The sequence below is a fragment of the Methylobacterium brachiatum genome, assembly GCF_020523825.1.
GTDB lineage: Bacteria > Pseudomonadota > Alphaproteobacteria > Rhizobiales > Beijerinckiaceae > Methylobacterium > Methylobacterium brachiatum.
Window position 1 is genome coordinate 1 of the sequence record NZ_JAJALK010000048.1, and the last position, 1354, is coordinate 1354.

Consider the following 1354-nt stretch of genomic DNA (forward strand, 5'->3'; position numbering starts at 1 on the left):
TGCGCCAGCTTCCCGAATCGGAGTTGCAGGCGGTGGCGGACGCGGTGCGGGCCGAGATGATCGACGCGGTCTCGATCACCGGCGGCCATCTCGGCTCCGGGCTCGGCGTGGTCGAGCTCACCGTCGCGCTGCACCACGTGTTCGACACCCCCGACGACCGCATCGTCTGGGATGTCGGCCATCAGTGCTACCCGCACAAGATCCTCACCGGGCGCCGCGACCGCATCCGGACCCTGCGCCAGGGCGGCGGCCTGTCCGGCTTCACCAAGCGCTCCGAGAGCGTCTACGACCCGTTCGGCGCCGCCCATTCCTCCACCTCGATCTCCGCCGCGCTCGGCATGGCGGTCGCCCGCGACCTCGATGCGGACGCCGCCAAGGCCAAGGGCCGGGGCGTGAAGCGCCGCAACGCCATCGCGGTGATCGGCGACGGCTCGATGTCGGCCGGCATGGCCTACGAGGCCATGAACAATGCCGGCGCCCTGCACTCGCGCCTGATCGTCATCCTCAACGACAACGACATGTCGATCGCCCCCCCGGTCGGCGCCATGTCGGGCTACCTCGCGCGGCTGGCGTCGGGGGGCACCTACCAGTCGCTGCGCGAGACCGCCAAGCAGCTCGGCAAGCTCCTGCCCAAGGCGCTCTACCAGCGCGCCGCGGCGGCGGAAGAGTATGCCCGCTCGCTCGTGGTCGGCGGCGGCACGATGTTCGAGGAGATGGGCTTCCACTATGTCGGCCCCGTGGACGGGCACAATCTCGACCAGCTGCTGCCGGTGCTCAAGAACGTCCGCGACGCCGAGCACGGCCCGATCCTGCTCCACGTCGTCACCCGCAAGGGCAAGGGCTACGCCCCGGCCGAGGCCTCGGCCGACCGCTACCACGGCGTGGTCAAGTTCGACGTGGTCTCAGGGGTCCAGGCCAAGGCCAAGCCCAACGCCCCGGCCTATACCCGCGTGTTCGGCGAGAGCCTGATCAAGGCGGCGGATGCCGACGACAAGGTCGTGGCGATCACCGCGGCGATGCCCGGCGGCACCGGGATCGACCTGTTCGGCAAGGCGCATCCGGACAAGACCTTCGACGTCGGCATCGCCGAGCAGCACGCGGTGACGTTCGCCGGCGGCCTGGCGACGGAGGGCTACCGGCCGTTCGTGGCGATCTACTCGACCTTCCTGCAGCGGGCCTACGACCAGGTCGTGCACGACGTGGCGCTGCAGAACCTGCCGGTGCGGTTCTGCCTGGACCGGGCCGGGCTGGTCGGCGCCGACGGGGCGACCCATGCCGGGGCCTTCGACCTGGCGTATCTGTGCTGCCTGCCGAACATGACCGTGATGGCGGCGGCCGACGAGGCCGAGCTGGT

At 70.6% G+C, this 1354-nt stretch carries 1 protein-coding gene; it reads left to right on the top strand.

What is annotated here, in order from left to right; all coding sequences use genetic code 11:
* The coding region (dxs, locus tag LGR69_RS31700; protein WP_230368580.1) for a 1-deoxy-D-xylulose-5-phosphate synthase at window positions 1–1354 on the top strand (1354 nt) is incomplete at both ends.